Genomic DNA, 4012 nt, shown 5'->3' on the forward strand with positions numbered 1-4012 from the left:
CACGCGCCCGCCTTCGGTCTGTGTCGCCCATATGCCGGTGATATCGGCGGCGGATGCCGCGGCGGGCAGGGCGCATGCAGCGGCCAGCGTGAGAGCAACCCGCTTCATGCGGCCATTTCCTTGGGCTTGCCGGCTTCAAGCAGACGGAGTGCATCCTTGAGCAACGAGCGGTCGTCGATTTCCCACGGATGGAAGCCCGGCTTGATATAGGTAAAGATGCTGAGCCCCATTGCGCGCATCAGGCCCTTGCGGCCGTAGAGCCACGCCAGCAGCCCTTTCCATGTCGCCCAGTCGTTGCGCCCGTCCTGGCGCAGCAGGTCGGCGGTGTTGCGGAAGATGACATAGTGGAAACGCAGCGAGGTCAGGATCATCACGACGCTGCGCTTCAGCCAGCGGCGAAACGGGGTCATGGTCCGGGTCGCATGGAGGTAGGTGTCGAAGGCAACGGCCTTATGTTCGATTTCCTCGATCGCATGCCATTGCCACATCCGCCGGGCTTCGTTCGACGCACCGCCCAGATGTTCGGGGTTCGCCAGCGCATCATGCGCGAGCGTCGCGGTGAAATGTTCGAGCGCGCAGGTCCCTGCGAGCTGCTGGATCGGTGAACGGCGCTTCGCCCAGGCGATCGTCCGGCGAGCACGATCCTCGGCCGACGCGATATCGAATCCTGCGTCCTGCGCCTGGCGATTGAACACCACATGTTCGCGCGAATGCATCGATTCCTGATACAGGAAATCGTCGATCTGACTGCGCAGGGGCTCTGCCGTCCCGTCGCGATAATGGCGCACCGCAGTCATGAAGAATTTCTCGCCCACCGGAAAGGTCGAGGACAGGGCGTTGAAAAAGGCGGTGCGGCCGGGGTCGTTGCTGTGCCACCAGCGCGGGGGCGCGTCGTCGCGTCCGAATTTCAGGTCGCGCTTTTCGATATGCAGGTCGTCGGGTGTACGGATGGGGAAAGTCATAGGTACCTCTCTCAGCGACTCAAGTTACATTGACATCAATGTTTATATCACCTTGGAGCGCGGTCTGCAAGGGCGCGACTGGCCAAACGCTTTTTCAGGGCTTTCGGGCCCCCGGCCGACGATGACGTGACAATCGCGCGCTTTGCGGTAAGGCTCTTCGGCAGAAAGCTCCCGTGGGCGCGACGGCTGCAAAGGATCAGGAAATGTACAAGCAAGCGCCACCGCGCCAAAAACGGCGCAAGCGTTCGGGGGAGGAAGTTCGCGAGGAAGGCCTGGCGGCCGCGCGGCGCCTGCTGCTCGATGGCGGACCGGCGGCCGTGACGCTGGCCAATGTGGGTCAGGAAATCGGCATGTCGCACGCCAACGTCCTCCATCATTTCGGATCGGCTGCCGGTTTGCAGTCGGCGCTGATGGGATCGATGGTCAACGATCTTGCCAATGCCTTCGACAATGTCGTTGACCTCCTTAAAACCGATGCCGCAGCGCCGCGGACGATCGCCGACCGCGTGTTCGACGCATTCGACAAGGGTGGCGCCGGACAACTCGCGGCCTGGATCGTGTTGTCGGGCGATCTTGAACATCTGGAGCCCGTGCGCGACGCGGTCCGCGGACTGGTCGATGCGATCGTCGGCCAGTCGACTGACGATGCCGCGAACGAGCGGGTGCGCGCTGCGGTGCTGATGCTGGCGATCGGCGCGTTCGGCGATGCGGTGATCGGCCCGTCACTGCGCAACATGCTGGATCAGAAAGACGATGCGATGCGCGACCTGATTGCGCGCATCCTGCCCCTGTTCCTGATCCCCAGCGGTATCCCGCCTGCTGCGTCCTGAATCGGACAAGGCGGTTTCAGCGCAACCCGCCGGTGTCGTGAGGCAGGCGGGTCCGCCAGCGTTCGCCGAGCTCGATCCGGTCGAAGATATGTCGCCCCTGCGTCAGCAATATCGTGCCAAGGCTTGCACACAGGAATGCGGCGACGGCGAGGAAGAGCGCGTCGATGCCGGGATCGGGGTGCGGTCCCGACAGATGAAGCGCGGCGAGTCGCCAGACAGCGAGCGAGGAAGCGCCGCCGAGCAACGCGCCGCCCAACCGCAATCCGGTGTCGATCCGTTTTTCGCGATGCCCGTCGTACATGCTACATTCCTCGATGTAGCCATCCAGTTATGCCCGCGCGCATAGGGTTTCGAGATCGAATCCGCTGCTTCGCATAGTCATCGCATAGAGTTTTTCGTCGAGCCGGGCCGGTCAGCTGTCGCCGAGAAGTCGATAGCCGACACCGAGTTCGTTGGCGATGACGCTGCCCACCGCGCCGGGCGCCTCGAGTTTTTGGCGCAGGTTGCGAATGACGATACGCAGATATTCGACCGGCGCGTCTTCGCTGCCGTGCCAGGCGGCGGCGAGGATGCGCTGGTGCGTGACGACGCGCCCGACATTGGCCGCGAGCAGCGCGAGCACGTCATGCTCCTTGCGCGTCAGATGTGCCTCGACCCCGTCCCGCCGCGCGATCCGCTGGTCGAGATCGACTTCCAGATCGCCCCTGCGGAAAATCCTCGGCGCGGTTTCGGACACTCCGCGATGGCGAAGCGCCACGCGCAGGCGCGCCAGCAATTCCTCGCCGTCGAAGGGCTTGGTCACATAGTCGTCGGCGCCAAGGTCGAGCGCCGCCACCTTCTGGTCGGTGGCATCGCGCGCCGAGACCACAAGGATGACCGTGTCATTCCCCTTTTTGAGGAGCTGGACGAGTTCGAGACCGTCGCGGTCGGGCAGGCCGAGGTCGAGCAGCACGGCGTTGGGCTTTTCGATCGCCGCGAGGGCGAGGGCGCTTCGCCCGTCGACGGCTTCGACGACCTGATGCCCGGCGCGTTCGAGCGTGTTGCGGAGCAGGCGGCGGATCGACAATTCGTCATCAACCACCAGAATCTTGGCGGACATCAGACCTCGCTTTCCTGATCAGTGCTGCGGACAATGAGTGCGGAGGGAAAGCAGAGGCTGAAGCGCGCGCCGGTCCGGTCGGTCCGGTTCTCCGCCTCGACGGTCATTCCCATCGCTTCGGAAAAAGCCTTCACGATGGCGAGCCCGAGCCCGGTGCCGCCGACCGCGCGGTCCGAACCCTCGAACCGGCGGAAGGTTTCGAACACTTCGCCTTCGCGCCCCGGCGGCAGCCCGGGGCCTTCGTCGATGACCGAAAGTCTGAGCGTGCCAAAGCTATGCACGCCCTCGATGATGATCGGCGTGCCCGGATCGGCATAGCGGCCGGCATTGTCGAGCAGGTTCAACAGACAGTGATGCAAAAGCTGCTGATCGACCTTGACGAGCGGCATCGCGGGCGGGACTGCGAGCTGGATAGGGTGGCCTTCGAGCGACCGCCGCGCATCGTGCGCCGCGCCGGCGACCGCGTCGGTCAGATCGACCGCTTCGACCTTCAGGTTGAGCGCACCGGCCTCGACCCGCGCCATGTCGAGCAGGTTCGCAACGAAGCGGTTCAGCCGCGCGGCTTCGGCCTCGATCGTTCCGATCAGTTCGGGGGTGGCGCCATGGTGCAGTTCGGCCGCCGCCGCCATGACCGCAGTGAGCGGGGTGCGGAGATCGTGGCTGACCGACGAGAGCAGCGCGGCGCGAAGCCGGTCACGGGTGCGCACGACGTCGACGTCGCGCATTTCCTCTTCGAGCCGGAGCCGTTCGAGCGCGAGCGCGGCCTGGTCGACGAGGCTGGTGAGGAGGGGCAACTGGTCGGGACGCAGCGGATCCTCGCCATTCTCCCGCGCCAGACCGAGCACGCCCTGTACCTTGTCGCCGGCACGAAGCGGCTGGAAATACCAATCGGAGGCGGCGAGCGTGCCCGATCCCTTGCCGGTCGGGGTCGCATTGTCATACGCCCATTGCGCCGCGGCGAGCTCCATCGTTTCGAGCCTGAACTGGAGGCCGCTCGCCGCCTGGACGACGAGCCCGGTCCCGCTGGGGACCAGCAGAACGGTGCGCAGGTCGAAAAGGCGCGCGACATCCTCGCAGATCGCGCGCGCGAGTTCGACGGGCTCGCCCAGCGGAGTCAGGCG

General features: G+C 65.1%; 5 protein-coding genes. 1 reads left to right on the forward strand and 4 read right to left on the reverse strand.

Annotation, left to right across the window (positions count from 1 at the left end; translation table 11 throughout):
* Positions 1-104: 104 nt before the first annotated feature.
* The gene (locus VGD20_RS00815; RefSeq protein WP_331132633.1) at positions 105-962 is read right to left on the reverse strand and encodes a metal-dependent hydrolase; all 858 of its coding nucleotides are present in this window, start codon (positions 960-962) and stop codon (positions 105-107) included.
* A gap of 203 nt (positions 963-1165) precedes the next feature.
* On the opposite strand from VGD20_RS00815, the gene VGD20_RS00820 reads away from it, so the two are divergent.
* Complete coding sequence (locus VGD20_RS00820; RefSeq protein ID WP_331132634.1) at positions 1166-1792, forward strand: TetR/AcrR family transcriptional regulator; 627 nt, start codon at positions 1166-1168, stop codon at positions 1790-1792.
* A 16-nt stretch (positions 1793-1808) separates the two neighbouring features.
* On the opposite strand, the gene VGD20_RS00825 is transcribed toward VGD20_RS00820, so the two are convergent.
* The 3 genes from VGD20_RS00825 to VGD20_RS00835 form a co-directional block, all read right to left on the reverse strand.
* Entirely contained in the window at positions 1809-2093 is a 285-nt protein-coding gene (locus VGD20_RS00825) for a hypothetical protein (protein ID WP_331132635.1), read from the reverse strand.
* 111 nt (positions 2094-2204) lie between these two features.
* Positions 2205-2891 (reverse strand): response regulator transcription factor, encoded by a 687-nt coding sequence (locus VGD20_RS00830; protein ID WP_331132636.1) that lies wholly within the window; start codon positions 2889-2891, stop codon positions 2205-2207.
* On the reverse strand, positions 2891-4012 hold a 1122-nt coding region (locus VGD20_RS00835), incomplete at its 5' end, for an ATP-binding protein (protein ID WP_331132637.1). The genes VGD20_RS00835 and VGD20_RS00830, both read right to left, overlap by 1 nt.

It is taken from the genome of Sphingopyxis sp., assembly GCF_036402335.1.
Lineage (GTDB): Bacteria > Pseudomonadota > Alphaproteobacteria > Sphingomonadales > Sphingomonadaceae > Sphingopyxis.

Bases quoted from the DNA above. Each gene is read 5' to 3' on its own strand.
- VGD20_RS00820 (WP_331132634.1), top strand. From the start codon at position 1,166: ATGTACAAGCAAGCGCCACCGCGCCAAAAACGGCGCAAGCGTTCGGGG.
- VGD20_RS00830 (WP_331132636.1), bottom strand. From the start codon at position 2,891: ATGTCCGCCAAGATTCTGGTGGTTGATGACGAATTGTCGATCCGCCGC.
- VGD20_RS00815 (WP_331132633.1), bottom strand. From the start codon at position 962: ATGACTTTCCCCATCCGTACACCCGACGACCTGCATATCGAAAAGCGC.
- VGD20_RS00825 (WP_331132635.1), bottom strand. From the start codon at position 2,093: ATGTACGACGGGCATCGCGAAAAACGGATCGACACCGGATTGCGGTTG.